Source organism: Flavobacterium sp. (genome assembly GCF_027484705.1).
In the GTDB taxonomy this organism is placed as follows: Bacteria; Bacteroidota; Bacteroidia; order Flavobacteriales; family Flavobacteriaceae; genus Flavobacterium.
This window is the reverse complement of record NZ_JAIXSL010000007.1, coordinates 421752-445701: the sequence shown is the minus strand read 5'-3', so window position 1 is coordinate 445701 and position 23950 is coordinate 421752. Positions and strand designations below refer to the sequence as shown.

The following is a 23950-nucleotide window of genomic DNA, read 5'->3' as shown; positions in this document are numbered from 1 at the left end:
TGGCGTTATTTTATGTTCTTTCGGATTCGGCTCATATGTCGTGAAGAAATTCCGAGAAATGAAGCCAGATAATGCAAAGGCACTTGCTGCATCAGTTGCGGTTCGGTCGTAAGCAGTTTTTTATACCGTTCTTCAGGCGTGAGCGTCAGCAGATCGATACGGTAATCGTCAATCAGGCAGATTTGTTTCTCGATAAGATTGTAATAGAATTGGTGAAAGGCTTCGTTGGTTTTAAGTAGTTTTTGGAACGCATCTAGATCGAGCACCCAGAGTTTGCAATCGAAAATGGCTTTGATGCTTTTGCGCGAAGGTTTTTGGAATAAGAAACTGTTTAACGAAGCCGTGAACGTATCACGTAAGGCCAGATAAGTGGTGATTTCTTCGTCATTGATGAGGACTTCGTGCTGCAGGATGCCACTTTCAACATAACAGAAATACGGGCAAACTTCGCCTTCACGAACCAGGAATTCGTTTTTCTTCAGTTTTAATAATTGAAAAGCAGTTTTTGCTTCATCGATCAAATGCTCAAGACAAGCTTCACCAGCCATAACTTGTAGGTGTTCCAATAAACCAGTTTGAGGTTCCTGAGATTTCATAGCATTGATAAATTTCAACAAAAATAGCAATTGTAAATTGATAAGGTTCAAAATGCCGTTTTGTTTGAATAAAGTATTGAAAATTAGCCAATAAACATTAGGTTTTTAGATATTTCTCAGGCTTTCTGCTTAAACATTTTAAAATCATTATAAATTAGCGTGAAAAGGTTGTAGTTAAAACCAAATAGCCTTATTTTTGTGTGATTTTAAAACAAACTATATCTAATCTTATGGCAAAATCTGCATTATTAAAGTCGTCCCTAGCTAAGAAATACTGGATGGCTCTGACAGGTTTATTTTTATGCTTGTTCTTAAGTGGTCACTTGGCGGGAAATCTACAATTATTGGTTCCTCACAATGCGTTGAATTTTAACAAATACGCTTTGTTCATGACTTCGAATCCGGCAGTAAAAATACTTTCTTACCTCACTTACATTTCCATTCTTTTTCATGCTTTCGACGGGATTATGCTGGCTTTCCAAAATAAAGCCGCACGTCCGATTGGTTATGCAAAAAACAATCCTTCGGCGAATAGTCCATGGGCTTCAAGAAACATGGCAGTGATGGGAACGGTGATTTTGATTTTCATCGTGACACACATGGTGAGCTTTTGGGCAAAAATGCACTTTGATGAAAAGATGCCATTACAGACCATCACAATCAGTGCTCAAGGGCAGTCGCAGGAATTTTATGTAACTACCGACGGTGGTTATTTACCTAAAGCGCAAGTTGATCAAAAGATGATTGTAATTAAAGACCGAACCGACTTTTACGATGCCACAGCCAATGTAAAGGTTAAAGAAGGGTATAAAGATTTATACAAAATCACGGTTGCTTTCTTTCAGGATGCGCAGTACGGATTGATTTATACATTGCTTTACGTATTGTCAATGATCATTTTGGCATTTCACTTATTGCACGGTTTCAGCAGTGCTTTCCAGAGTTTAGGATTGAACCATCCCAAATATACACCGGCGATTAAAGCGTTCGGAAAAGGTTTCGCGATTGTGGTTCCTTTGTTGTTTGCGATCATTCCATTATACATTCATTTCTTTCTAAAAGCTTAATTCTATGGCATTAGATTCCAAAATACCTCAAGGTCCGATTTCAGACAAATGGACAGACTATAAAGACCATCTAAAATTAGTAGCTCCGAACAACCGCCCGAAAATCGATATTATCGTCGTGGGAACGGGTTTGGCAGGCGCTTCAGCAGCAGCTTCTTTTGGAGAAATGGGCTACAACGTAAAAGCATTTTGTTTTCAGGATTCCCCACGTAGAGCGCACTCAATTGCAGCACAAGGCGGAATCAACGCCGCAAAGAATTATCAGAACGACGGCGACAGTACCTATCGTTTGTTTTATGATACGATTAAAGGTGGAGATTACAGAGCACGTGAAGCGAATGTTCATCGCTTGGCTGAAGTATCTTCAAATATTATTGACCAATGTGTCGCTCAAGGTGTTCCTTTTGCAAGAGATTATGGCGGATTGTTAGACAACCGTTCGTTTGGTGGAACACAGGTACAGCGTACGTTTTACGCAGCCGGTCAAACCGGACAACAGTTGTTGTTGGGTGCTTACTCAGCTTTGTCAAGACAAATCGGATTAGGTCGCGTACAAATGTTCAACCGCCATGAAATGCTTGATTTGGTAAAAGTCGACGGAAAAGCGCGAGGCATCATCGCCCGTAATTTGGTTACAGGAGAATTGGAGAGACATTCAGCACATGCTGTGATTATTGCTTCAGGCGGTTACGGCAACGTTTATTTCCTTTCGACGAATGCGATGGGAAGTAACGTAACCGCAGGCTGGAAAGTACACAAAAGAGGTGCGTTGTTTGCGAATCCGTGCTTTGTTCAGATTCACCCAACCTGTATTCCGGTTCATGGAGTCAATCAATCCAAACTGACATTGATGTCGGAATCATTGCGAAATTCAGGTAGAATTTGGGTGCCGAAGCGTAAAGAGGATGCCGAAGCGATTCGTGCCGGAAAATTGAAACCGACACAACTTTCAGAAGAAGACAGAGATTATTTCCTCGAGAGAAGATATCCGGCCTTTGGTAATTTAGTACCTCGTGATGTGGCGTCAAGAGCCGCTAAAGAGCGTTGTGATGAAGGACATGGCATCGAGGCCAACGATACGAATGAAGGGGTATACTTAGATTTTTCGACCGAAATCCAAAATAAAGGACGTCAGGCAGCTTATGCAAAAGGAAACCACAACCCTACCAATGAAGAAGTCACAGCCTTAGGGAAACAATGGTTGGAAGAAAAATACGGAAATCTTTTCGCGATGTATGAAAAAATCACCGACGAGAATCCTTATGAAACCCCAATGAAAATTTACCCTGCAGTACATTATACCATGGGTGGCGTTTGGGTAGATTATAATTTGCAGTCTACCATTCCAGGTTGCTTTGTTGCGGGAGAAGCTAACTTCTCAGATCACGGAGCCAACCGTTTAGGCGCTTCTGCACTGATGCAAGGTTTAGCAGACGGTTATTTTGTGTTGCCTTACACCGTTTCAAATTACTTAGCCGACGAAATAAGAACTGGGAAAATATCTACAGATTCACCAGAATTTGCAGAAGCAGAGAATAGTGTTAAAGAAACTATCGATAAATTCCTCAACAATAAAGGTTCAAAATCTGTGGATCATTTCCATAAACGTTTGGGTTTAATCATGTGGAATAAAGTAGGAATGGCCAGAAATGAGCAAGGCTTAAAGCAAGCTATTGAGGAAATTGCTGCCTTGAAAGAAGAGTTTTACAAAGATGTTTACGTTCCGGGAACTTCTGACGAATTGAATCCGGAATTGGAAAAAGCACTTCGAGTAGCTGATTTTATTGATCTCGGACAACTGATGGCTATGGATGCCTTACAGCGAAAAGAGTCTTGTGGAGGCCATTTCCGTGAAGAATATCAAGATTCAGAAGGTGAAACCCTTCGGGATGATGAGAATTTTGCATTCGTTAGCGCCTGGGAATATATGGGCTATGATATCAGCAAGGAAATCTTGAACAAAGAAGAGTTGAAATATGAGTTTATCAAAATTGCAGCTAGAAATTATAAATAACAGATTATGTCTTCAGCAAAAAACATCAATATAACCCTTAAAGTTTGGCGTCAGAAAAACACCAATGCTAAAGGAAGCATGGAAACTTACCAATTGGATAATGTTTCTACGGCAAGTTCGTTTTTGGAAATGTTAGACCAATTAAACGAGCAGCTCATCAACAGTCAAAAAGAGCCAGTAGCTTTTGATCATGATTGTCGTGAAGGAATTTGTGGGATGTGTTCTTTATACATTAATGGAAGAGCACACGGTCCGGCTACCGGAACAACAACTTGTCAGTTGCACATGCGAAAATTTAAAGACGGAGATACTATTTTTATTGAGCCTTGGAGAAGCAAAGCATTTCCTGTAATCAAAGACTTAGTGGTTGACAGAAGCGCTTTCGACAGAATCCAGCAAGCCGGTGGTTTCGTATCGGTAAACACTTCAGGAAATACGATTGACGCTAACGCGACTCCAATTCCTAAAGACGATGCAGATAAAGCATTTGAAGCAGCAGCCTGTATCGGTTGTGGTGCTTGTGTAGCGACTTGTAAAAACGGTTCGGCAATGTTATTCGTCGGAGCGAAAGTATCTCAATATGCCTTGTTACCACAAGGAAAAGTAGAAGCTTCACAACGCGTACTGAACATGGTGCGTCAGATGGACGAAGAAGGTTTCGGAAATTGTACCAATACCGGAGCTTGTGAAATTGAATGTCCGAAAGGCATTTCGCTCGAGAACATCGCACGCATGAACAGAGAATATTTGAAAGCAAGCCTTTCTTAATAAAGCTTCAAAAATAATAACATCAAATCCCAATCAATTCGGTTGGGATTTTTTATTTTTATAAAATGAAAGTCGCCTTAATACAAACCTCACTGCACTGGGAAAACCCAAAAGCAAATCGGGATCATTTCGAAGAGCACATCAATTCAATTCAAGAACAAGTTGATTTGATTCTACTTCCAGAAATGTTTTCGACAGGTTTTACAATGCATCCAACAGAAGTGGCGGAAACCATGACAGGAGAAACGATTTCGTGGATGAAATCCCTCGCGAGATTGAAAGATTCTGCAATCGCCGGCAGTTTGGTTGTCCGAGAAGGAGAACGTTATTATAATCGCTTGGTATTCGTTTTTCCTTCCGGAGAAATCAGCACTTATGACAAAAAGCATTTGTTTACTTTGGCAGGAGAAGATAAAATCTATACTTCGGGTCACGAAAAACTAATCGTTGAATACTTCGGTTTCAAAATCTGCCTTTTGATTTGTTATGATTTGCGTTTTCCGGTTTTTTCAAGGAATACGGAAGATTATGATGCGCTGGTGTATGTTGCCAATTGGCCAAAACCAAGAATCAATGCGTGGGATATTTTACTAAAGGCACGCGCTGTTGAAAATCAATGCTTCACTATTGGTGTCAACAGAATTGGCGTTGACAACAACAACCATGACTATATAGGCCATTCCCAAATTGTCGATTGTCTCGGGAATTATATTCTGGAACCACAAGAAAAAGAAGGTGTTTTCATCACTGATTTAGACAAAAAGAATATGTTAGAGACACGAAAAAAACTCGATTTTTTATCCGACCGTGATGCCTTTACTATTTTAAGCTGAAGGTCTGCTGCACATCCCAATTGGCCCTGACATCAATGTCTTTTGGGAAATAGATTACTTCTTCAGATTGTCTTTTTTCAAGAAAATTACCAGCATCCCAAATTCCGTTTTTATTTTCATCATAAATAACGCGAAGTGTATAAATCTCAGGTTTGATAAGGTTAAAATCGATTTGTGTTTCACTTTCTGACACATAAGAAAGTTGTACCTCTCCGTTTTTGTCCGTAAGCTCCACAATGACTGGAAATTGTCTGATATTTTCCAGATTCACACGCAGGTTGCCATAATCAGAAGTATTCTTGGTTTCAAAAGGAAATTTAAGTTTCTTTTTATTGGTCTGGCCCATAAAACTGGTAATCGCATCAGGCAATAATGTAAAAAGATATTGTTCTAAAGGTTCTTTTTTGAAATCAATTTTTAATTTGAGGTTCCGCTCATCATAGATGATTTTAAATGGAACAGCCACAGAATCTTTATTGGTCAAAAGTATTTTTGATTCGTCAGGTTTTAAAATAGGAATGTTGACGTTTAAGGTTGCGATTTCCCCTAAATGCAAAATTTTTGACAATGAAGCAATGGTCAGCGTATCTGCTTTTTGGTTCTTGATATTAAAAGTAAAATCTTTGTTATAACCTTCTTTTGTGACCGAAAGCTGTAATGAGTCCACAGCATTTTTTTCCATTTTGAATGGCTTAAACCATAATTGCAAGGAATCTTTTTTTGGGATTTTGGTGACAATCGAAGGCACAATGTCATTTCCTTTTTTCAAGGTCAGCTTTACCTCTTTGTCACTGCCTGAATAACCTACTAATGCTGAGTTTCCGGAGGATTGCGAGGGTTTGAATGCTGTAAATTTCTCAACTTCTTTAAAAAGTTTGATTTCAAAAAGGGAATCGTTTGGAATAGATATAATCTTGCTGTAGAAACCTATTTTTTCAGTTTTAGGGTCAAATCTGTAGTTGTTATTGTTGTCCTTTAATGCGAGCAGACGGTATTTCCCGGCTTTAATGTTTTCAATTTTAAATGTCGACGCACTGTCTAAAGTGTTGGTGACATACCTCGGATTTTCTTTATAGATGAGCGAATCGTTATATTTTTCGTTGATTTCGTACAACATCACGTTAACATAAGTATCTGCGTTTCTATCGAGAGCATCCCTGATATTGCCACTTATTGATAAAGAGTCGATGTAAGCTCCGGTCGAGAATACATACTTAAACTGGCGATAAGGATTTCCTTCATTGTTATCTTCGATACTTTGCCCAAAATTTAAACTGTAAGTCGTATTCGGTTCCAATGCTTCCAGAAAGTTGACGGTAACAGTTTTACTTGCCGTAAGCGGAAGAATCTGTGGCTTTTTTGCTATGGGTGGTGAAATAATAAGTTGTTTGTTGATGTCTTTCAACTTCACATACTCATCAAACGTCAATTTAATGGAGGTTCCTTTAAAATCAGTGGAATAATTTTTCGGGAAGCTGACCTCAAGTACCGGAGCGATGGTGTCTTTAAGCCCACCTGATATAGATCCACGTTTGGCGCAGCCAGTAATGACTAACAACGAAAATAAAAAAAAATAACAGATTTGTTTTTTCAAGGGTAACACTTTTTTCGAACCACAAAATAACGATTATTATTTATGGAATTAAAAAAAATAGTAATAAATATCAAATTTAAGTATCGAGTGATTGTCGACTTTAAAAAACTATTTTAAAAATAAAGCAATCTCAATAAAATCAATTGTTTACAAATCAAATAGTATATTTTTACACTATTTTATTCATGTGTCAATGCGACATAGCCATACACGCAATACTGATTCTAGCGCCAGGAATTTTCATTAAAGCATGACAGCAGGCTTCTAAAGTTGATCCGGTGGTCAGCACGTCATCAATAAGTAAGTAATGCTTATTGTGGTGGGCAGTGGTTAAGTTTACATCAAATATATTCTGCTTATTTACCTCTGTCCGCGTCAACAAATCTTTTTTGGTCTGTGTTTTTGAATAAATTTTTCGGATTAGTATAGAGTCATCATAGGAAAAATTAAGACTTTGTGACAAACTTAAGCCAAAAGCCGTTACCTGGTTGTAACCACGTTGTTTCATTTTTTTGGGATGCAGCGGAACAGGAATGATGACATCTACAGTTTCAATTCCCGGGATGGTCTTCAGGTCTTCAGAAAACCAATCTCCGAAAAAACTACCAACATCTTCATGGCCTCGGTATTTGAGATTGTGAATCATATTCTGAACAATCCCTTTTTTGTGAAAATAAACAAAACAGCAGGCAAAAACTATCGGTATTTTACCGTAAAACTTTTTGAAAGCTTCGTTTTCAGGATTCAAATGATGGCAGGTCAGCGGAATGTGATGTCTGCAGTCGGTGCACACGATCTTTTCGTGAGATAGTAATAAAGATTGGCAACCAGCGCAAACCTTTGGAAAGAAGAGGCTTATAATATTTTCGAACATCTTTTTGGCGTTTATGTCATAAAATTATAAAAAACTATGATTCAATGCCGATTTGTGTTCATTTTTAATTTCACTTTTATATTTTTGCAGCACTATGGCAAAACAAGAAGATTTATTTAAGAATGTCGTTTCACATGCAAAGGAATATGGTTTCATTTTTCCATCAAGTGAAATATACGACGGGTTGAGCGCTGTTTATGACTATGCGCAAAACGGAGTAGAATTGAAGAAAAACATCAGGGAATACTGGTGGAAATCAATGGTGCAGATGCATGAAAACATTGTGGGTCTTGATGCCGCAATTTTAATGCATCCAACCACATGGAAAGCTTCAGGACACGTAGATGCTTTCAACGACCCGTTGATTGACAATAAGGATTCCAAAAAAAGATATCGCGCCGACGTGCTGATTGAGGATTATGCGGAAAAACTGAATCAAAAGGCAGAAAAAGAAATCGAAAAAGCAAGTGCCCGTTTTGGAGAAGCCTTTAACCGTGAGGAATTCGTGACGACCAATGCGCGTGTCATGGAATACCTTTCCAGAAAAAAAGAAATCCTCGAAAGAATGGCCAAATCCTTGGGCGATGAGAACTTAGAAGATGTTAAGTCGCTTATTGAGGAACTCGAAATCGCTGATCCCGAAACAGGTTCTAGAAACTGGACCGATGTGAAACAATTCAATCTGATGTTCGGAACAAAACTCGGAGCTTCAGCCGAAAACGCCATGGATTTATACCTACGTCCCGAAACCGCACAAGGTATTTTTGTGAATTTCCTTAATGTCCAGAAATCCGGAAGGATGAAAATTCCTTTTGGTATAGCACAGACTGGAAAAGCTTTCAGGAATGAGATTGTGGCCAGACAATTCATCTTTCGCATGCGCGAATTTGAGCAAATGGAGATGCAGTTCTTTGTCAAACCGGGTGAAGAGATGAAATGGTACGAATACTGGAAAAACACGCGTTTAAACTGGCATTTATCGTTAGGTTTGGGTCAAGAAAATTATCGTTTCCATGACCATGAAAAGTTAGCACATTACGCTAATGCCGCTGCTGATATCGAATTTAATTTCCCATTCGGATTCAAAGAACTTGAAGGGATACATTCCAGGACAGATTTTGACCTCAAAGCGCACGAGCAGTTTTCAGGTAAGAAGATGCAATATTTCGATACGGAAACCAATGCGAATTATACGCCTTATGTTGTCGAAACTTCTGTAGGACTTGACAGGATGTTCTTGGCAGTGTTCTCGAATTCATTAAAAGAAGAAACCCTCGAAGACGGCTCGACAAGAACGGTTTTGCAATTGCCTTCAGTATTGGCGCCTACAAAAGCGGCCGTATTACCATTGGTCAAAAAAGATGGTCTGCCCGAAGTTGCCCGAGCCATCATAGAAGATTTGAAATGGGATTTTAACGTAGCTTATGACGAAAAAGATGCCGTGGGAAGACGTTACAGAAGACAAGATGCTTTGGGAACTCCGTTCTGCATTACCGTCGATCATCAGACATTGGAAGACAAAACCGTCACTATACGACACCGCGATTCAATGAAACAGGATCGGGTCAATATCACAGACCTGAAAGCAATCATCGAAAACGAAGTATCCATGAAAAACTGGTTGATGAAAGCCATAGTGTAAAGTACTTTTGAAAGAATATGAAGAGCCTAACTTAGCAGTTGGGCTTTTTTAATTTACGTCAGTTTTCTGAGCTGCTTGTTGAAACTGGAAAGCAAGGGTTTGTTTTTCGTTGGTTTTTCAAACTTTAAGGTATTGGTATAGTGGTTTTTAATCGGAAAACTCCGTTGGACCAATTGTAAAAAGATAAACCAGTCATTGCCCGACGTTTCCAATAATGTCATGAGTTCTTCCAGATGCTTTTTCAATTCGGGATGTTCGTTGTCCTGAGGGGCGTATCCTTTTCTTGTATAGGATCTCTTTGGCGGATGTTCTCTTAATTCAACTAGTAATGCTGATGAAATCCTGCTGAAAATAAGATCATAAAGAACTTTACCTATGAAATCAGGCCTTGTTTTCATGTCGTTCCAGTGATGCTCATGAATTTCAAAAAGAGTCTTAAAAAAGGCGTCGGGAAAAGTTTTAATCCATAGGACAGCATCGTCATTGAGCTCTGTTTGCAGGTACTTTATGAGCAATGATTTAACTTGCTCTTTATGCGTTTCATAACCTGTAGCTACAGCAATTAGCATATTGATGTTTTGATGGGTTGTATTTTTTAGGATTTTCTCAGCTGTTTTTGATATTTTGATTAGATGGACACCCAATAGCCCGTCATTTTTGGCGTCAACAAATGTTTTACAAGTTTCAAGGAAGATCGTCGAGTCAATTAATGCTATGATTTGAGGTGTTTTCTTAGTGGAATTCATAACCACCTTTATGGGGTCTTCATAAGCTTGTAGCAAATCTTTTGAGATTTTTGTAAACTTCGAAATATTGTTCATGATATTCAGCAACCAGGTTTCTGATTTCCCGTCGTAACCCAATAATTTCTGAACGCTACTGATAGGCAAAACATACTGGTTATTACTTAGAATAAAACAAGAGACACTCGATTCGCCTAATTTTAGAGGCAAATGTGTCGAGCCATAGGCTATTTTCAACGCAGTAGAACTCATTTTTTAATTTGGTATAATGCCAGCCAATCCAACAATTGCAGTTTGGTTTTTTCGTTTTGCTTTGGCTTGTTACTTTCTCTATTTTTCAAAATTGGTTTAGAAGTGCTTTTTTCACCAAAGAGATTGTTTTTTTCAGATGGATAATATGTTTTAATACGTTTGATGATGTACCAGGCTGTTTTTTGGGTGATGTTTAATTCTTTCCCCAAGGCGACAGAGCTGATGTTAGGCTGAGCTTCACCAACCAACCAAATGGCAACGAACCATTGCTGTAACGGGATTTTGGAATTGTGGAACAGCGTGTTGGTTTTAACATTAAAATATTTACCGCTGTTTTTACATTTATAGGTGTTGTTTGGGCAGTGATATATTTTTGAACTTGCATCAAAAGGGCTCACAACAAAATGCTCCCATCTCAGGTGAGTAAGATGATCTATACAGCTTTGTTCTGTTGGAAAAGCAGTTGTGATGTCAGAAATTTTTTCAAATTCTACGTTAATCATGAGTTATAAAATATGAAAACAAAATTAGTGTAAATAAATATATAATTTAAACAATATTTAAAATAAAGCGCATAAATTCCTCAACCATAATGCAGTTCAACGAATATTTTTACCGTTCGTAAAATAATGTTAACAATCGCGACAAAACTATTAACAATCACAAAATGGAATAATCAAAAACAGTAATTTAGCCTCGGTTTAATTTAAAACCGGACAGTCGCCCCAAGCCTGCCCACATCTTTAAATCTGACAATGCTTTACTAAACCAATTTAGGAAAAGCAGTTGATGAAACATTCATATATCATTATTGATGATAACGCGGAAAGTATTCTGAAGACATTGTCTGTAGCGGCACGTTTTCAGAATTTACAATTTTTAGCGTCTGCTCACTCCTATATGGAAGGTCTAGATTTGATTCTGGAACACCAACCAAGTCTGGTTTTCTTGGAAATAAGCCCGACAGACAAGGATAGTGATTTATCATTAGCGCTCATTAATGAATTGCATCGTTATTTAAAAGTGATACCGAAAATTATTGTTACTACCAATAATCCGGAATTAGCCATTGAGGCAATTCAATATGGTGCGTTTGATTATTTGTCAAAACCGATCGATGGGAATACCCTAAGAAAGACTATTCTTAAGTTCGAAAAGCTATATGATGTTCCCAATAACCATTTTATAAATCAAAGTTCGGTTTCTGAGGATTTTATGCAATCTTCCACTTTAAAACCGTCGTTTGATTTGCCGATCACCCAGTCCGAGTATAATCCAGTTCCTGAAGAGTTGACCGAAGTTGAAGCTATAGATGAAAAAGCTACAGGAGCTGAATTTGATGATGAAAGCATTTCAAACGAAACCGAAGAAGTTGAAAAGCCAATAAAAAAACCATTTCTTCATATTGAACCTAATAATGAAGATAAACCCTTGATAATTTGCGTAAAATCTTATGGGGACTACCGTTTTATAGAAGCAAAAGATATTTGCTACCTACAGGCGGATAACAACTCAACGGACATTCATCTCTATAATGGTGAAATGATCACAGCTTTTAAAACATTAAAGCATTTTGAAAATGTACTTTCTTCCCCATTTGTCCGCATCCATAATAGCTACATTGTCAATATAGATTATGTTTCTAGAATCCATACCGGTAATTCGGTTTGCTATATCAAGAACACTACAACAAAATTGCCGTTTTCAAAATCCTATAAAGAAAACGTCGATGCTATCATCAGCAGCATCACAAAAGGCAATTATTTGGAGATTTAGCCAAAATCGTCAAATTCATCTACCATAATTTGACGTTCATTCACTACCAAACAAATACCATTCACCACATAGGCCTTCAAACACTAGGCTCAACGAGACATGCTGTGTAGTTTTACATCGTGAATCATTAACTAGGTTCGCTGAAATTTAGAACAAACACATTAACAACATAAAAGTCTCAAATTATGAAAAAAGCAATCTTAACATGTGGATTATTCTCTTTAATGATGATCCTAACTTCTTTTACTAGTCCTGAAATTGGAGGAAACGGTATCACTAGAAGTGAAATTGGAGGAAATGGTATCACTAGAAGTGAAATTGGAGGAAATGGTATCACTAGAAGTGAAATAGGTGGAAACGGTATCACGAGAAGTGAAATAGGTGGAAACGGTATCACGAGAAGCGAAATTGGCGGAAACGGTATCACGAGAAGCGAAATAGGTGGGAATAGTATAACAAGAAATTAATTAAAACATTTTCTTAAAAAATAAGAAAAAAATTTACTAAAAGAGGCTATCATTTTTATATGATAGCCTCTTTTTTATTATTTTTGGAAAACGCAAATAAAATTCATTGAAAATTAGATTTTTACTACTTACCTATATTCTAATATTTTTTTTGAGCTGTGATAAAGGCAATAAAAAAAAAGTAACTGATAAATCTTCAGACAGTATTTCTATTTATTTTTCTTTAGTTAAAGATGAAAGAATAACTAAAGAAAATAGATTGAAATATAATAAGAGAGTGTTTGAAATTATCAATACAAAAAAAAATAGTAAAGAGAATAGGGAGAATTTAAACGAAATTGGAATAAATTATAATGAATTAAAGGATCATAAAGAATTTAGAAAAGTTTCTCGCATTCTATTAGCAAATTCTATAGAGGAAAAGGACACCTTGAATATTGCAAGAGCATTAAAGAACTTAGGTTCTTATCAACTTGATGTGGGTCAAAATGATAGTTCGTTTTATTATTATTTAAAAGCCGAAAAATTTGCAAAGTACTTGAAAGATAGCGTGAGTATTGGAGAAATTCTTATTGACAAGGCTTTTATTCAAATTAATGAAGGTGATTTTAATGGCAGCGAATACTCAGCTATTAAATCTTTAAGGTTTCTTCATAAGTCTAAAAACAAGTTAAAAATATATGATGCATATAATATTGTAGGTGCATGCTCCAATCAATTGAAGAATTACAAAAAGGCATTAGAGTATCATTATAAAGCACTTAACTATTTAAAAACAAATAACTTAAATAGTAAATTTCACCTAGATGCAAATTCTTTGAATAATATAGGATATGTTTATCAAAATATGAATATGAATGAAGACGCGGTTGAAAACTTTAATCTAGCGTTAAATACTAAAGACCTCTATAATGATAATCCAAGCCTCTATGCTATGTTGCTTGATAATTTAGCTTACTCCAAATTTAAGATTAAAGATTATAGTGAAGTATCCAATTTATTTTATAGGTCCCTTAAAATTAGAGAGAGTCTTAACGTGGATTTTTCAGGAATTATTTTAACGAAAATTCATTTATCCGAATTCTTTGCAGCAAAGAAGGACAGTGTAAAATCTCAACAGTATGCTAATGATGCCTTAGATTTTTCAAAAAAAACAAAAGTTTCATCAGATGTTTTAGCTTCTCTTAAACAACTTTCTTTGGTGGAACATAAAAATTCGGGAAAATATTCTAAAGAATACATAAGAATCAGTGATAGCATCCAACTAGAAGAGCGAAAATCCAAAGATAAATTCGCCCGCATCGCCTTTGAGACAGACGAAATCATCCAGGAAAAAGACAAACTTACCGAACAAAACAGAACTTTACTATATTTCTTTATTGGTACACTATTGCTTGGGTTATTGCTTTTTGTGATTAGAACCCAAAGGGCCAAAAATAGGGAACTCTTATTGAAGCAGCAACAGCAAATTGTCAATGAAGAGATTTACAACCTCATGATCTCTCAGCAGGCAACTATCGAGGAAAATAGGGTTAAAGAAAAGAAACGTATAGCGCAAGAACTGCATGATGGCGTCCTCGGTAGATTGTTCGGCGCACGACTGAATTTAGATAGTTTGAACCGCTTTAACGATGAAGATTCTATTAATAGCCGTTTTAATTATTTGGCAGAATTGAAAAATATTGAACAGGATATTCGGGAAATTTCACATGATCTTAACCGCGAAAAATATGTGTTAATTAATAATTTTGTAGCGATTGTTAGTAATCTCTTAGAAGAACAGATTAACTCTTTCGAAGCAGATTTGTCGTCCTCATTAGATGAAAGCATCCAATGGGACAAAGTATCTAATGCCGTTAAAATTAACTTGTACCGTATTCTTCAAGAATCCTTACAGAATATTAATAAGTATGCCAATGCCAAACACATTTCGGTAGAATTTAAAAAAGATAATGAGCATATTTCATTAAAAATAACAGATGACGGGATTGGTTTCGATGTGAATACCAAGAAAAGAGGTATTGGCCTTCAAAACATGCAATCCAGGGTAAATGAATGTGAAGGAACCTTTGAGATCAAATCGAAAAAAGGCAAAGGAACAACCACAACAGTTTTAGTACCATTAGAAAAGAAAGTTACAGAAGTATAATGTTAAATGCATTAATAAAAATACTCATAGTAGATGATCATCCGACCATGATTGAAGGATATAAAAGTATCCTTAACTCAAAGTATTCCTATGAAAAGTTATTAATCACAATCGCTTATAATTGTGAAAAGGCAAACGAATATATTACTAAAACTAACCAGGCGTTCGATATTGTTTTCCTAGACTTAGCACTACCGCCGTATGAATCTGCAAAACTTTTTTCGGGTGAAGATTTGGCAGTTCTGATAAGAAAGCTCTGGAGGGATACAAAAATAATGATGATCACCTCGCACACCGAAGCCTTTATACTCTACAATCTAATTAAGAAAATCAATCCGGAAGCCTTATTGGTTAAAAGTGATTTCCAGTCAAACGAGCTTATCGAGGCATTCGAGAGTGTTGTTTCCGGACAAACATATTATACCCTTACAGCGAAACAAAGCCTCAAAGAAGTTGGGATGAATAACTTTGGTCTGGATTCCTATGACCGACGCATTATTTCTTTATTGGCAAAAGGCATAAAAACTAAAAGCCTTCCAGAGCATATTGGCATTACCATCAGCGCTATTGATAAAAGAAAAGCTCAAATTAAATTGTTTTTTAATATCCAAAAAGGTAGTGATGAGGATATTATTAGAGAAGCAAGGAAAAGAGGATTAGTCTAGTTTTAACATTTGATGAAGAAAAACTACACTTTCAAATCCTATTAATATTTTATCTTGTAAAGAAACTTAGTTTTTAACCCTAAAAGCAAAGAACGTTGATTCGGTTTCGCAACATCACTTTTATTTTATTGGTTTTGTTTTTTGGTTGTACTAAAAAGCAGCCTTTGATTGCTGAAACTAATAAAGACAGTACAGCAATATATATGCGTAAGGCAGAAAATATTAAGGTTCCATATGGGTTGCGGGTAAAGTATACTAGAAAAGCGGTTGGATGTCTAAATCTACAGAAGAATGACTCGGCAAATACTGATAAACTCATAAGGATGGCTCGTAATTTTTATTTGTTGAATTCTTGGGGTGATTTAAAAGTTACGAGTAGAATAGTATTTAAAAAAGCTCGCCTCCAAAAAAACGAATATTTTATTGGTCAATCATATAGGTGGTTGGGGATTTATTATAAAACTATAAGTCATAATGATAGCGCTTTTTATTATCTTTTAAAAGCAGAAAAATTTTTTTTAAACAAAAAGGATGAGAAGTTGTTAGCTAGTTTATATTTAGACAAATCGACAATTCAAATAAATGTTTTTGATATTTTTGGAGCGGAACGTTCAGCAATTAAATCCTTAATATATTCAAAAAGGATTAATGATAAATTAGGAGTTTATGATGCTTTAATAAATTTGGGGATAGCATTTAATGCTAGCGAAGATTATAAAAAATCAAACTTTTATATTTTTAAAGCAATTAGATTGATTAGTGAAAATAATTTGGAAGGACAATTTTTTCTGAAGGAAATATGCTTAAATAATTTAGGAAATAATTACTTATATCTTAAGGATTATAAAAAAGCATCAAAAACATTTAAAAAGGCATTATTAAATAAAAAATTACGTAAACATAATCCTAAATTATATTCAACAATAGTAGACAATTTTGCTTACGTTGAATTCAAATTGAATAACAACAACAAGGGATCATTGAGTTTGTTTTTAGAGGCCTTAAAAATTAAAGATAGCCTAAGATTAAACGCTGAAATTATTTATTGTAAGAATCATTTGTCAGAATATTTTTTTTCAAAAAAAGACACTCTACTATCATTTAAATATGCTAACGAAGCACTTAAATTAGCCAGAAAAAAAGGTAACTATAACGATTTATTACCCTCCTTGAAGCAAATTTCAATAGTAGATTTTAAAAATTATTCTTCGTATTCTTCAGAATACATAAAAATCTTTGATAGTCTGTACAGAAAACAAAGTATTGCTAAAAACAAATTTGCAGCAATCGCCTACGAAACCGAAGAAATCACCACCGAAAAAGACCAAGCCATCAAACAAAAATGGATATTTTTAAGTATAGCCGTTTTACTTTTCTTAATAGGTATTTTATTGTTCATGGTTATCCACCAAAGGACCAAACAAAAAGAAATGCGGTTACTTCAAGACCAACAAAAAGCCAATGAAGAAATCTATCAGCTCCTCCAAAACCAACAAAATAAAATGGATGAAGGCAGGCAGTTGGAAAAGAAACGCATTGCGCAAGATTTGCACGATGGTATTATGAATCGCCTGACTTCAACCCGACTCAATTTGCATGTTATTGCTGAAAATTCTGAGACTGAAACTATAAAAAAATGTTTGCCGTTTATTGATGGCATTCAAGAAATTGAGAAAGAAATTCGTAATATTGCACACGATCTAAACAGTAACGTATTCACCAATAAGACCAGTTTTATTGGTATTGTTGAGTCTTTTATTGAAGAACAGAAAAGCATTTCCAGCAGCAATTATCATCTTGAAATTGATGCATCAATTAATTGGGAACAACTTGCCGGATTCAAGAAAATACACCTTTTCAGAATACTTCAGGAAGCCATTCAAAATATCGAAAAACATGCTCGGGCAAAAAATATTATTGTGAGTATCCTAAAAAAAGAAAGACACCTTTTAGTAGAAATTTTTGATGACGGCAACGGATTTTCGTCAAAGAACAAGAAAAAAGGTATAGGTTTGCAAAATATATATTCAAGGGCAAAATCCTGCAAAGGGAGTGCAGAAATTAAATCCAGACTCAACGAGGGAACTACCGTGATAGTGAGAATACCAATATAAAAAATGCAATATGGCAACACCAGTAAACATTCTGATTGTAGACGATCACCCTTTTATCATCGAGGCATATAAAAACGCCATAAAAGGATATAACGCCAAAGGAGAATATGAGTTTTCAATAACTCAAGCTAAAGATTGTAAAACGGGTTACGAAGCCATTACTGAAGCTCCGGAAGCCTTTGGAATTGCTTTTTTCGATTTGAGCATGCCCATTTATGAAGAAAAAGGTATTTTTTCGGGTGAAGATTTGGCCCAACTCATCAAAAAAGAAATGCCCGATTGCAAAATCATTTTACTGACGATGCATACAGAATTGTTAAAAATAAACACCATCATCAAAAACATCAATCCCAACGGGTTGGTCATCAAAAATGATTTGACTTTTGACGAACTCTTATTAGCGTTTGATAAAATACTCAAGGAAGAGAATTATTACAGCCAAACCGTTGTGAAATTGGTCAGCCAAATTCAATACGACAATATTGAAATCGACGCTTTCGACAAACAAATTTTATTTCACCTTTCTAAAGGAACTAAAACCAAAGATATTCCTCAATATGTTCCGTTATCTCTGAGTGCCGTTGAAAAAAGAAAATTGCATCTAAAAGATTTACTTGAAATTAAAGGAGGAAGCGACATCGATTTAATCCGTGAAGCTAAAAATAAAGGGTTATTATAGTCGTTTACGGCAAACCGTAAAAAAAAATGCGGGAAACCGTAATGGGTTTTGAGGAAAACCTCAGATGAAAATACAAACCTACATTGTAATTTAGCCATGTGTTATTGAGGTAGTAGTCGTAACATAACATCCATACAATGTAGTGCATGATCTGACATCCTTTTTGCCCCAAATCAAAAGAATAAGAATCAACGAACTACAGTATAAAGAAAAAGCGACAAATTAGGGAGTGTCGCTTTTTTTTGTGCCTATAAGTGAAGGTCTCAGGATTCTTGTATGGAGTCCCAACCGCGTGCTTTGAGTTGTATTTTCGTATTGGCGCGTGTAATGAGATGCATGCCCTCGCTTGGATGAACCATATGCCCGATGACCGTAAAATTCGGGTTGCCCTTGATCTTGTCGAAATCACCCATATCAATTGTAAACAACAATTCATAATCCTCACCGCCATTGATCGCTACAGTGGTGCTGTCAATATTGAATTCCTCACAGACATTGATAAACTGCGGGTCTAAAGGCAACTTTTCCTCATACAGGTTGCATCCGACACCCGACTGTTTGCAGAGATGCATGATCTCAGAAGACAATCCATCAGAAATATCAATCATCGAAGTGGGTTTCACTTCAAGCGCATGCAACAAAGTTCGGACATCTTTGCGCGCTTCAGGTTTGAGCTGCCTTTCGATGAGGTAAGTATAGGCTTCAAGATCGGGCTGTGAGTTCGGATTCACCTGGAACACTTGTTTCTCGCGTTCCAAAACTTGGAGTCCCATGTAGGCTGCGCCCAGATCTCCGGTCACCACAAGTAGATCATTTGCTTTAGCCCCGCTGCGATAAACGAGCTCTTCTGCATCGGCTTCTCCAATCGCGGTGATGCTGAGAATGAGCCCTTTCTGTGACGAAGTGGTATCGCCCCCAATCACATCTACTTTATATTCCTGCGCTGCAAGCGTGATTCCTGCGAACAATTCTTCGAGTGCTTCGAGCGGGAATCGGTTCGAGACCGCTACTGAAACTGTGATTTGTGTAGCTCTGGCATTCATCGCGCAGATATCCGACACATTGACAACGACAGCTTTATAACCCAAGTGTTTGAGCGGCATATAAGACAGGTCGAAATGTACGCCTTCGATTAAAAGGTCGGTCGATACTACGATTTTCTTCTCCTTAAAATCCAATACTGCCGCATCATCGCCGATGCTTTTGAGGGTCGACGGCTGGTTGGTTTCAAAATTTCTGGTAAGGTGGTCTATGAGGCCAAATTCGCCCAATTGGGCAATGCTCGTGCGTTGCGGGTTTTTATCTTCTATCATTTTTTTGAATTGCTAAAGCGCAAAGGTACAAAGATGACGAGGTTTTAAAATGCAAGGAACCATTGTTTTTGTGGAAGAACGATGGGGTTGCCTTATTTTTTCCGACCTTTAAATAAAAATTAAAATATGAAAACCTACGACATAGTAACGCTGACGGTCAATCCGGCGCTTGACAAAAGCAGCAGCTTTTCGCACTTGATGCCGGAGCAGAAAATCCGTTGCGAAGATCCAGAATATGATGCAGGTGGAGGCGGAATCAACGTCTCCAAAGCAATTCATAGGTTAGGTGGCGAATCCTTGTGTGTCTTCACTTCAGGCGGACCCATAGGGAAAATGCTCGAAGGCTGCCTTGAAAAAGAAAACATTCCAATGCAGATAGTTGCAATCCAAAAATGGACCAGAGAAAACTTCGTCGCCCTCGATACCGATACCGGATCACAATACCGTTTCGGATTTCCGGGACCACCGCTTACGCTAGCGGAACAAAAGCAAATAGTTGCAACCGTCAGCCAGACCAAAGCAAAACACCTCGTATTGAGTGGTAGCCTCAACGAAAATCTCTCAGAAGATTTTTACCAAAAGATCATTAAGAAAGCCAAAGCATCCGGAACAAAAGTCATTTTGGATACTTCAGGAAAGGCATTAGAAAAAGCTTTAGAATTAGGAGTGTGGCTCGTAAAACCCAATATAGGCGAACTCGCAAAGTTGATGGGTATCGAAAAATTAAAAATCACCGAAGTTCCTGAAACCGCCAAAAAATTAATAGCAAAAGGAAGCGCAGAAATCGTAGTGGTTTCGCTAGGTCCTAAAGGAGCAGTATTGGTCACTAAAGATCATACCATCAAAATCCCCGCGCCTGAAGTACCAAAAAAAAGTACTGTGGGAGCAGGCGATAGTATGCTCGGAGCCATGGTCTGGGCACTATCTCAAAACAAACCTTTGCAAGAAGTAATACAATGGGGCGTAGCCTGTGGTTCGGCAGCAACCATGAACGAAGGCACCCAACTCTTCAAACTCGAAGACGCCAATAAACTGTTCAAAGCATTAAAGGAAAAATAAAACCCGACTGCTTACACAACCGGGTTTATTTATATATAACGACCTTAGTGCCTCAGCGCCTCAGTTGCTTAGAACCTTTTCTTTAATCATTCAACTTCAACACCGCCATAAACGCCTCCTGCGGAATCTCCACATTACCTACCTGGCGCATACGCTTCTTACCTTTTTTCTGTTTCTCAAGTAGTTTTCTCTTACGCGAGATATCACCACCGTAACATTTCGCTGTAACGTCTTTTCGCAAAGCCTTGATGGTTTCTCTTGAAATCACTTTGACGCCAATCGCTGCCTGAATCGGAATATCAAACTGCTGGCGTGGAATCAACTCTTTAAGTTTCTCACACATCTTCTTACCGATATGGTAAGCATTATCCACGTGAATCAATGATGACAAAGCATCCACAATCGTTCCGTTCAATAAGATATCGACTTTCACCAAATTCGAAGTACGCATCCCAATCGGAGAATAATCAAACGAAGCATAACCCTTAGAAACAGTTTTCAAACGGTCGTAAAAATCAAACACGATTTCAGCCAAAGGCATGTCAAAAGTCAACTCGACTCTTTCGGTAGTTAAGTAAGTCTGGTTCGTAATCAAGCCGCGTTTTTCAATACATAAACTCATGACGTTGCCGACAAAATCCGCTTTGGTGATGATCGTAGCTTTGATGTAAGGTTCTTCTACATGGTCTAATTTAGAAGGCTCCGGAAGGTCTGACGGGTTATTGACGACCAATCCTTTCTCAGGATCTTTCTTGGTATAAGCGAGATACGAAACGTTGGGAACCGTCGTAATCACGGTCATATTAAACTCACGCTCTAAACGCTCCTGGATAATTTCCATGTGCAGCATCCCAAGGAATCCGCAACGGAAACCAAAACCTAAAGCCGCGGAACTTTCAGGCAAAAACACCAACGAAGCATCGTTCAGTTGCAGTTTTTCCATCGAGTTGCGCAACTCTTCGTAATCTTCAGTGTCTACAGGATAAATACCGGCGAAAACCATCGGCTTCACGTCTTCAAACCCTGTAATCATATTGGTTGTAGGTGTTTTGGCATCGGTAAGTGTGTCACCGACCTTCACTTCTTTCGCTTCCTTAATTCCTGAAATCAGATAACCTACGTCGCCTGCAGAAATCACTTGTTTCGGTACTTGGTTCAGTTTCAGAGTGCCAATCTCATCGGCAAAATATTCATTGCCCGTCGCCATAAACTTAATCTTCTGACCTTTGCGGATTTCACCGTTTTTAACACGAAAAATAACCTCAATTCCGCGAAACGGATTATACACCGAATCAAAAATCAAAGCCTGCAAAGGTTCATTCGGATCTCCTTTCGGCGCCGGAATTTTTTCAATGATGGCGGCCAAAATATTTTCAACACCAAAACCGGTTTTCCCCGAAGCGTGGATGATGTCCTCAAGTTTACAACCCAAAAGGTCAATGATGTCATCGCTGACTTCCTCAGGGTTCGCGCTCGGTAAATCTACCTTATTCAAAACCGGAATAATCTCAAGGTCGTTTTCCAAAGCGAGGTACAGGTTAGAAATCGTCTGCGCCTGGATGCTTTGTGCCGCGTCCACAATTAACAACGCACCTTCACAAGCCGCAATAGACCGAGAAACTTCATAAGAAAAGTCAACGTGTCCCGGAGTATCAATGAGGTTCAGGATATATTCCTCGCCTTTATAAGTATATTCCATCTGAATCGCGTGGCTCTTGATCGTAATCCCGCGTTCGCGTTCCAAATCCATGTTGTCAAGCAATTGTGCCTTTTCCTCACGGGCCGTAACGGTTTGCGTCGCGCCTAGTAAGCGGTCAGCCAAAGTACTTTTCCCATGGTCAATGTGGGCGATAATGCAAAAATTTCTGATATGCTTCATATTCTTTTTCTGTCAAATTTTATGGGCGTTTGCTTCGCCAGTTCGGCTTTTAGCCTCGTGTCCTTTGGGCCGGGCTGTACGCACTCGCTTTTTTTGTTCCGCTGTGCTGCTCAAAAAAGAGCTCAGACAATCGCTGCCATCCCTAACGCGCACCCGCAATAGCCTGCAAATATAGTTCAAACTTCGTCAGCCTCAAAACACGATTCCATAAAAGAAAACGAATACTTACTTCCTGACTGCTCAGAACCTTAGCGCCTCAGCACCTTAGTCCTTTCAAAACCTCTTTCCACAACCGCGCACCACCTCAAAAAAAAGTGTAATTTTGCCCCAAAAATCCACAATGGTCAAAATCGGCAACATAGAACTTCCCGACTTTCCGCTGCTACTCGCGCCCATGGAAGACGTCAGCGATCCACCTTTCCGCCGCCTTTGCAAACTGCACGGTGCCGATCTGATGTTCAGCGAATTTATTTCTTCCGAAGGACTGATCCGCGACGCAATCAAAAGCCGCCAGAAACTCGACATCTTCGATTACGAACGCCCGGTCGGCATCCAGATTTTTGGGGGCGACGAGGAAGCGATGGCGATGTCATCCAAAATTGTTACGACGGTCAACCCTGATCTGATTGACATCAACTTTGGTTGCCCGGTAAAGAAGGTCGTATGTAAAGGAGCCGGTGCCGCAGTTCTAAAAGACGTAGATTTGATGGTAAGGCTCACAGAAGCCGTAATCCGAAGCACGAACTTGCCCGTTACTGTAAAAACCCGTTTGGGTTGGGACGAGCACATGATCAACATTGATGAGGTTGCTGAAAGGTTACAGGATATTGGCGTACAAGCCTTATCAATTCACGGAAGAACCCGTGCTCAGTTATATAAAGGAGAAGCCGACTGGTCGCACATTGCGCGCGTCAAAAACAACCCAAGAATTACGATGCCAATTTTCGGAAACGGCGATGTAGATTCCGTAGAAAAAGCTTTAGAATATAAAAACAAATACGGCGTTGACGGCATCATGATCGGACGCGCCGCCATAGGCTACCCATGGATTTTCAATGAAATCAAACATTACGCCGCCACAGGCGAACACTTGCCAAAACCCACCATCGAAGACCGCGTCGAAGCCGCCAAAAACCACCTGCAATGGGCGATGGACTGGAAAGGAAAACACCTCGGCATCGTAGAAACCAGAAGACATTACACGAATTATTTCAAAGGCTTGCCGAACTTCAAGGAATACCGCACGCGCATGGTCACGAGCGACGAACCCGAACTGATTTTTTCTACGTTTGACGATGTGCTCGAAAAATACAGCGGCATGGAAATACTGTAAAGGCACACGGATGACGCTAATTTTGCCGATTTCCGCAGATTAAATCCGTGTTTATCCGTCTGATCTGTGTTATCTGTGTTGCCATCTGAACTTTCTATTTTAAGGTAAATCGCCAAAGTTTCCGCAGAACCGC

General features: G+C 38.2%; 20 protein-coding genes. 13 read left to right on the top strand and 7 right to left on the bottom strand.

Annotated features, from left to right (window positions below; genetic code table 11):
* Positions 1 to 5: 5 nt before the first annotated feature.
* Positions 6 to 566 (bottom strand): Crp/Fnr family transcriptional regulator, encoded by a 561-nt coding sequence (locus tag Q0058_RS04040; protein WP_298221450.1) that lies wholly within the window; start codon positions 564 to 566, stop codon positions 6 to 8.
* Between the two features lie 260 nt (positions 567 to 826).
* On the opposite strand from Q0058_RS04040, the gene Q0058_RS04035 reads away from it, so the two are divergent.
* From Q0058_RS04035 to Q0058_RS04020, 4 genes are all read left to right on the top strand, one after another.
* Positions 827 to 1663, top strand: a complete 837-nt coding sequence (locus tag Q0058_RS04035) for a succinate dehydrogenase cytochrome b subunit (protein ID WP_298221449.1) — start codon at positions 827 to 829, stop codon at positions 1661 to 1663.
* A gap of 4 nt (positions 1664 to 1667) precedes the next feature.
* Positions 1668 to 3677, top strand: a complete 2010-nt coding sequence (locus Q0058_RS04030; RefSeq protein WP_298221448.1) for a fumarate reductase/succinate dehydrogenase flavoprotein subunit — start codon at positions 1668 to 1670, stop codon at positions 3675 to 3677.
* 6 nt (positions 3678 to 3683) lie between these two features.
* Positions 3684 to 4445: a succinate dehydrogenase/fumarate reductase iron-sulfur subunit gene (locus Q0058_RS04025; protein WP_298221447.1), complete on the top strand. Its 762-nt coding sequence runs from the start codon at positions 3684 to 3686 to the stop codon at positions 4443 to 4445.
* Positions 4446 to 4510: 65 nt separating this feature from the next.
* Complete coding sequence (locus Q0058_RS04020; RefSeq protein ID WP_298221446.1) at positions 4511 to 5278, top strand: nitrilase family protein; 768 nt, start codon at positions 4511 to 4513, stop codon at positions 5276 to 5278.
* Here Q0058_RS04020 and Q0058_RS04015 read toward each other — a convergent pair.
* Positions 5265 to 6872, bottom strand: a complete 1608-nt coding sequence (locus Q0058_RS04015) for an Ig-like domain-containing protein (RefSeq protein WP_298221445.1) — start codon at positions 6870 to 6872, stop codon at positions 5265 to 5267. The genes Q0058_RS04020 and Q0058_RS04015 overlap by 14 nt on opposite strands.
* 190 nt (positions 6873 to 7062) lie before the next feature.
* Positions 7063 to 7746, bottom strand: coding sequence for a phosphoribosyltransferase family protein (locus Q0058_RS04010; RefSeq protein ID WP_298221444.1), 684 nt, complete (start codon positions 7744 to 7746; stop codon positions 7063 to 7065).
* A gap of 94 nt (positions 7747 to 7840) precedes the next feature.
* Between Q0058_RS04010 and Q0058_RS04005 the strand changes: the two genes are divergently transcribed.
* A complete protein-coding gene (locus Q0058_RS04005; RefSeq protein WP_298221443.1) occupies positions 7841 to 9388 on the top strand; it encodes a glycine--tRNA ligase in 1548 nt (515 codons plus the stop codon).
* 53 nt (positions 9389 to 9441) lie between these two features.
* On the opposite strand, the gene Q0058_RS04000 is transcribed toward Q0058_RS04005, so the two are convergent.
* The gene (locus Q0058_RS04000) at positions 9442 to 10383 is read right to left on the bottom strand and encodes a P63C domain-containing protein (RefSeq protein ID WP_298221442.1); all 942 of its coding nucleotides are present in this window, start codon (positions 10381 to 10383) and stop codon (positions 9442 to 9444) included.
* On the bottom strand, positions 10380 to 10886 hold the full coding sequence (locus tag Q0058_RS03995) for a hypothetical protein (RefSeq protein ID WP_298221441.1): 507 nt from the start codon (positions 10884 to 10886) through the stop codon (positions 10380 to 10382). The genes Q0058_RS04000 and Q0058_RS03995 overlap by 4 nt, the downstream gene beginning before the upstream one ends.
* 286 nt (positions 10887 to 11172) lie before the next feature.
* On the opposite strand from Q0058_RS03995, the gene Q0058_RS03990 reads away from it, so the two are divergent.
* From Q0058_RS03990 to Q0058_RS03965, 6 genes are all read left to right on the top strand, one after another.
* Complete coding sequence (locus tag Q0058_RS03990; protein ID WP_298221440.1) at positions 11173 to 12159, top strand: LytTR family DNA-binding domain-containing protein; 987 nt, start codon at positions 11173 to 11175, stop codon at positions 12157 to 12159.
* Positions 12160 to 12344: 185 nt separating this feature from the next.
* Positions 12345 to 12626, top strand: a complete 282-nt coding sequence (locus Q0058_RS03985; RefSeq protein ID WP_298221439.1) for a hypothetical protein — start codon at positions 12345 to 12347, stop codon at positions 12624 to 12626.
* Between the two features lie 151 nt (positions 12627 to 12777).
* Positions 12778 to 14775 carry a sensor histidine kinase gene (locus Q0058_RS03980; RefSeq protein WP_298221438.1) on the top strand — a complete coding sequence of 666 codons (1998 nt, stop codon included), beginning with the start codon at positions 12778 to 12780 and terminating at the stop codon, positions 14773 to 14775.
* Positions 14775 to 15440 (top strand): response regulator, encoded by a 666-nt coding sequence (locus tag Q0058_RS03975; RefSeq protein WP_298221437.1) that lies wholly within the window; start codon positions 14775 to 14777, stop codon positions 15438 to 15440. The genes Q0058_RS03980 and Q0058_RS03975 overlap by 1 nt, the downstream gene beginning before the upstream one ends.
* Positions 15441 to 15604: 164 nt before the next feature.
* Positions 15605 to 17554 (top strand): tetratricopeptide repeat-containing sensor histidine kinase, encoded by a 1950-nt coding sequence (locus tag Q0058_RS03970; protein ID WP_298221436.1) that lies wholly within the window; start codon positions 15605 to 15607, stop codon positions 17552 to 17554.
* A 10-nt stretch (positions 17555 to 17564) separates the two neighbouring features.
* Positions 17565 to 18233, top strand: a complete 669-nt coding sequence (locus Q0058_RS03965) for a response regulator (RefSeq protein ID WP_298221435.1) — start codon at positions 17565 to 17567, stop codon at positions 18231 to 18233.
* 263 nt (positions 18234 to 18496) lie between these two features.
* Here the strand turns inward: Q0058_RS03965 and thiL are convergent, their stop codons facing one another.
* The gene (thiL, locus tag Q0058_RS03960; protein ID WP_298221434.1) at positions 18497 to 19546 is read right to left on the bottom strand and encodes a thiamine-phosphate kinase; all 1050 of its coding nucleotides are present in this window, start codon (positions 19544 to 19546) and stop codon (positions 18497 to 18499) included.
* Positions 19547 to 19672: 126 nt separating this feature from the next.
* Here thiL and Q0058_RS03955 point away from each other — a divergent pair, with 126 nt between their 5' ends.
* Complete coding sequence (locus tag Q0058_RS03955) at positions 19673 to 20605, top strand: 1-phosphofructokinase family hexose kinase (RefSeq protein ID WP_298221433.1); 933 nt, start codon at positions 19673 to 19675, stop codon at positions 20603 to 20605.
* A gap of 82 nt (positions 20606 to 20687) precedes the next feature.
* Here Q0058_RS03955 and lepA read toward each other — a convergent pair whose 3' ends face one another.
* Complete coding sequence (gene lepA / locus Q0058_RS03950; RefSeq protein ID WP_298221432.1) at positions 20688 to 22484, bottom strand: translation elongation factor 4; 1797 nt, start codon at positions 22482 to 22484, stop codon at positions 20688 to 20690.
* A 340-nt stretch (positions 22485 to 22824) separates the two neighbouring features.
* Here lepA and dusB point away from each other — a divergent pair, with 340 nt between their 5' ends.
* Entirely contained in the window at positions 22825 to 23817 is a 993-nt protein-coding gene (gene dusB / locus Q0058_RS03945; protein WP_298221431.1) for a tRNA dihydrouridine synthase DusB, read from the top strand.
* Positions 23818 to 23950: the final 133 nt, after the last annotated feature.